We start from the raw sequence: 5,207 nt of genomic DNA, 5'->3' as shown, positions 1-5,207 counted from the left end.
CCATCACCAGATAGGCGGTGCGGCCTTCGCCGTCCATCTCGGTCTCGCCGTAGTCGTGCACGCTGGCGATGCCGGGGTGGTTGAGCATCGCGGTGTTCCGCGCCTCGGCCCGGAACCGTTCGATGAATTCCGGGTCGGAGGAGAATTCGGCTTTGAGCACCTTGATCGCGACTCGCCGGCCCAGCATGTTGTCGACAGCCTCCCAGACCTGGCCCATGCCGCCGGTGGCGATCAGGCGCTGCAGCCGGTAGCGACCGGACAGCGTCCCACCCACGCGCGGACTCACGAGTCCCCCCGTAGCGCGGTTTCGATCACGACCCGGCCGATCGGCGCGGCCGGTGCACCGCCGTTCGCCGACGGCAGGTCGCCGCCCGCGCTGCCTGCCCCGCCCCCGGTACCCTCGACGAGCACCGCTACCGCCACCTTCGGGGCGTGGGCGGGCGCGAAGGCGATGTACCAGGCGGGTGGCGGAGTGCGGCCAGGGTCGGTGCTGCGCTCCGCGGTGCCGGTCTGTGAGGCGATCTGCACGCCAGGGATGGCCCCGTCCTGCTGGGTGGCTTTCTCGGCGGCGATCATCAGGTCCGTTAGCTTAGCCGCGACCTGCGCAGACACCGCACGGCGCTGCTGGCGTGGTGCGGTGACCGCGATGTCGGCGAGGTCGGCTCCCTCCAGGCTCGCGACCAAGTAGGGCTGCATGGTCAGCCCGCCGTTGGCGATGGTGGCGGCGATCACCGCGTTCTGTAGCGGGGTGACGGCGACGTCTTTCTGCCCGATACTCGACATCCCCAGCGCGGCAGCGTCGGGGATCGAGCCGATGGTGGACAGGCCGACCTGTAGCGGAATGGGCTCGGGAACCCTGTCCAGACCGAATGCCCGGGCGGTACTGCTGAGTGCGCCAACCCCGGTGTCGATTCCCAGCTGGACGAACGCGGTGTTACAAGACCTGGCGAAGGCGACCCGCAGCGGCACGGTCCGCTCACTGCCGTCACACGCGCCGCCGCCGGGGTTCTGCAGGGTGAGGCTGCTGTCGGGCAGCTGGATCCGCGGTGCCGCCGTCAGCGGATCGTTCTCGGTGGCACCGGCCTGCAGCGCAGCCGCGGTGGTGATCACGTTGAATGTCGAGCCTGGCGGGTAGGTTTCGCTGAGTGCACGGTTGATCAGCGGCGAGTGCGGGTTGTCGCGGAGCTGCTGCCAGGCCCGACTCTGTTCCTCGGGGTCGTGCGAGGAGAGCAGGTTCGGGTCGTAGGACGGCGACGACACCAGCGCGAGAACCTTCCCGGTGGCCGGTTCGAGCGCTACCACCGCGCCCCGGCATCCTCCAGCGCAGCCGCGCCGCAGCGCATCCCAGCCGGCCTGCTGGACCCGCGGGTTCACGGTGGTTTCCACGTTGCCGCCGCGTGGGTCACGACCGGTGAAGAAGTCAGCCAGCTGGCGGCCGAACAACCGCGAGTCGGACCCGTTCAGCACCGGATCCTCGGCGCGTTCCAATCCGCTGCTGGAGAACCGCAGCGAGTAGAACCCGGTGATGGGAGCGTATGGAAGGGGATTGGGGTACACCCGCTGGAAGCGGATCCGGCCGTCGGTGGCCACGGAATAGGCCAACAACTGCCCGCCGGCGGTGATCTGCCCGCGTTGGCGCGAAAATTGGTCGAGTAGAACGCGTTGGTTGCGCGGGTCGGCACGCAGCCCGTCAGCGGCGAAAACCTGGGTGAGCGTGGCATTGACGAGTAACAGCACGATCAGCGCCATCAAAGTCAGCGCGACGCGGCGCAGCGGAGTGTTCATACGACGGGCTCGATCACCTCGGTGCCGGCGGCTGAGATGGTGGACGAGGTGACTGCGATGGCCGAGGCGGGCGAGGTGCGTGAGGCGGCCGAGGTGGACGCGGTATGCCGCGAACGGGTGCGCAGCGGCCTGCGCGCGGCGTGCGAGACACGGATCAGCAGCGCTAACAGTACATAGTTGGCCAGCAGCGACGACCCACCGTAGGACAACCACGGTGTGGTCAGCCCGGTCAGTGGGACGAGCCTGGTCACGCCGCCGACGACGATGAACAGTTGAATACCCAGCGTGGCCGCCAGCCCCGCGGCCAGCAGCTTGCCGAAGCTGTCACGGACCGCGACGGCGGTGCGCAGACCCCGGATGACGATGATCGTGTAGCACATCAGCAAGCCGGCTAGTCCGACCAGCCCCAGCTCTTCGCCGAACGCGGCGATGATGAAGTCGGTCGACGCGGCGGGCACGTAGCCGGGTTGACCGCCGGCCAGGCCGGTACCGAAGATGCCGCCGGTGGCAAAGCTGAACAGCGACTGCACCATCTGGAATCCGCTGCCCTCCGGATCGGCGAACGGGTTCAGCCAGATCTGGACGCGAACCCGGACGTGTCCGAAGACGAAATACGCCGCAACACATCCCACCGCGAACAGCGCTAAGCCGATGGCCAGCCAACCGAGCCGCCGGGTGGCGATGTACACCACCACCAGGAAAGACGCGTACAGCAGTAGCGCAGTGCCGAGATCTTTCTCGAAAGCCACCACACCAACCGAGATCACCCAGGCCGCCAGCAGCGGGGCCAGGTCATGCAGCCGGGGCACGTTCATGCCCAGCACATTTTTGCCGGCGCTGGTGAACACGCTTCGTTTCGCCACCAGCACCGCCGCGAAGAAGATGAGCAGCAGGATTTTGGAGAACTCGGCGGGCTGAATGGAGAAGCCGGGCAATCGGATCCAGATCTTTGCCCCGTGGTGTTCGGAGAGCGATGAGGGCAACAGCACCGGAATCGCCAGCAACACCAGGCCGGCGAGTCCGCTGATGTAGCCGTAGCGGGCGAGCTGGCGGTGGTCTTTCAGCAGAACCACCACCAGCGCGAAACCGGCCACCCCGACCAGCGTCCACAGCATCTGCTGCGCCGCGCCGGGGTTCGCGTCGGCGTCGGCGATGCCGACGGGAAGGTCGAGCCGGTGAATCATCACCAGGCCGAGCCCGTTGAGCAGCGCCACCACCGGAAGCAGCAGTGGATCGGCGTAGCGGGCGTAGCGCCGGATAGCCAGGTGGGCCAGCGTGAACAGCGCCAGGAACACCACCGGGTAAACGGCAAGGTCCCAGCGCACGCCCTGCTCCTGGTTGGCCTCCACAATCAACAGAGCCACCGCGGTGATCACGGAGGCGAAGCAGAGCAGCAGCAGTTCGGCGTTACGCCGATCCGGCAACGCCGGTGTCAGCGCGACCGGCGCCTGGGGCTGGGTGGGACGGGTGGGCCGGGTCGTCATTGCGCCGCCCGGCAGTCGGTGCCCGGCTCCGAGGGAGCCGGCGGCAGGCTGGTCACGGTGGGCAGGTGCGGCACCCCGGAGGTGGGCCCTGCCGGCCCTGTCGGCCCTGTCGGCGTCACCGACGGCGTACCGCCCGGAGCCGGTGTGCGGCCGGTGTGGTCCGGCGAACGGGTGGCAGGTGCGGGGCCCGGGCACGGCGGCAACAGCGACTCGCGGGAGAGATTGCGTAATTGGTTCATCGCGTCGTCGAGGCGGCCGGCCGGCAACCCCTCCGCGACCTGCTGTCGGGCCGGCGGACGCAGATCCCCCAACGTCATCGGCTGGCAGCTCAGGTTGTCGTCCGGCTGGCTGTAGCTGATCAGCACCAACTCGCCGCGGTCGTTCAGGCAACCTAGCAGATAGGGCTCCTGCAGCCCGAAGCCCAGTATCGACCCCGGCACACCGCGCATAATCGAAACCGTTTCACCGTAGGCGGTGACGTAGTAGTAGGCCCGGATCACCGCGTGCCCGATCAGCATTGCGGCGGTCACCAGCAGCGCCAGCAGTACAGCGGCGATGATCATCCGGCGCCGCGACCGCGGCGGGTGCGTCAACGCTTCGACTTGCGGCAGGATGCGCTGGGTGACGCTCTTGCGCGGTCTGATCGCCGAGGCGCGCCCGGCGGCGGTGTTGGGCGGGGTGAGCTGTTCGTCGCTGCCGGAGACCGCCCCGGCCAGGATCGGCTGGGTCTGGCCGTAGTCCAGGTCGACGACGTCGGCGACCACCACGGTGACGTTGTCTGGGCCGCCGCCGCGCAACGCGAGTTCGACGAGGCGATCGGCGCTTTCCACGACGTCGGGGATCCGCAGCGCCTCGAGGATGGTTTCGTCGCTGACCGGGTCGGACAGCCCGTCGGAGCAGAGCAGGTAGCGGTCGCCGGCACGCGCTTCCCGCATGGTCAGTGCCGGCTCCACCTCATGACCGGTCAGTGCCCGCATGATCAGCGAGCGCTGCGGATGGCTGTGCGCCTCTTCCAGGGTGATCCGGCCCTCGTCGACCAGGGTCTGGACGAAAGTGTCGTCCTTGGTGATCTGGGTCAACTCACCGTCGCGCAACAGATACCCGCGGGAGTCGCCGATGTGCACCAGCCCGAGCCGGTCGCCCGCGAACAGAATCGCGGTCAACGTGGTGCCCATGCCCTCGAGCTCGGGCTCGGCCTCGACCTGCTCGGCGATGGCCAGGTTGCCTTCCCGCACAGCGGTTTCGAGCTTGCTCAGCAGATCGCCGCCGGGTTCGTCGTCGTCGAGGTGCGCCAACGCCGCGATCACCAACTGGGAGGCGACCTCACCGGCGGCGTGCCCACCCATACCGTCGGCCAACGCCAGCAGCCGCGCACCGGCATACACCGAGTCTTCGTTATTGGTGCGGACCAAGCCGATGTCGCTGCGCGCGACATAACGTAGAGCCAGGCTCACGGGCGTAGCTCGACGATTGTTTTGCCGACCCGGACCGGTGTGCCGACGGGAACTCGCACTGCGGTGGTTACTTTCGCTCCGTCAAGGTAAGTGCCGTTGGTCGATCCTAAGTCCTCGACGTACCATTCCGTCCCCCGTTGGGATAACCGGGCGTGCCGGGTGGACACGTAGTCGTCGGTCAGCACCAGGGTGGAATCGTCGGCGCGGCCGATCAGCACGGGCTGCCCGCCCAGCGTGACGCGCGCACCCGTCAACGCACCCTCGGTCACCACCAGGTGGCGCGCGGCGGTGCGGTGCTGCCGCGACGGCAGCAGTGTGCCCCGCAGCGACAGGCCACGGCGCACCATGACCACACCGGTCGGCGCGTAGATGTCGGTCCGCAGTATGCGCAGCACCGACCAGATGAACAGCCACAACAGCGTCAAAAACCCGGCCCGTGTCAGCTGCAGCACCAGTCCCTGCATCCGGCGTCCTCTCCGTCCTC

The 5,207-nt window shown here is 68.2% G+C and carries 4 protein-coding genes and 1 pseudogene; all 5 read right to left on the bottom strand.

What is annotated here, in order from left to right:
- Positions 1–286, bottom strand: a pseudogene (locus AC2VON_RS20775) (serine/threonine-protein kinase); the annotation flags it as partial.
- Entirely contained in the window at positions 283–1,785 is a 1,503-nt protein-coding gene (gene pbpA / locus AC2VON_RS20770) for a D,D-transpeptidase PbpA (RefSeq protein ID WP_486954605.1), read from the bottom strand. The pseudogene AC2VON_RS20775 and the gene pbpA, both read right to left, overlap by 4 nt.
- Positions 1,782–3,269, bottom strand: a complete 1,488-nt coding sequence (locus tag AC2VON_RS20765; protein WP_486954604.1) for an FtsW/RodA/SpoVE family cell cycle protein — start codon at positions 3,267–3,269, stop codon at positions 1,782–1,784. Before AC2VON_RS20765 ends, pbpA begins: the two co-directional genes overlap by 4 nt.
- A complete protein-coding gene (locus tag AC2VON_RS20760; protein WP_486954603.1) occupies positions 3,266–4,723 on the bottom strand; it encodes a PP2C family protein-serine/threonine phosphatase in 1,458 nt (485 codons plus the stop codon). The genes AC2VON_RS20765 and AC2VON_RS20760 overlap by 4 nt, the downstream gene beginning before the upstream one ends.
- A complete protein-coding gene (locus tag AC2VON_RS20755) occupies positions 4,720–5,187 on the bottom strand; it encodes an FHA domain-containing protein FhaB/FipA (RefSeq protein WP_486954606.1) in 468 nt (155 codons plus the stop codon). Before AC2VON_RS20755 ends, AC2VON_RS20760 begins: the two co-directional genes overlap by 4 nt.
- Between the last annotated feature and the right edge of the window lie 20 nt (positions 5,188–5,207).

It is taken from the genome of Mycobacterium sp. TH-M82, assembly GCF_057473605.1.
This window is presented reverse-complemented; position numbering and strand designations above follow the sequence as displayed.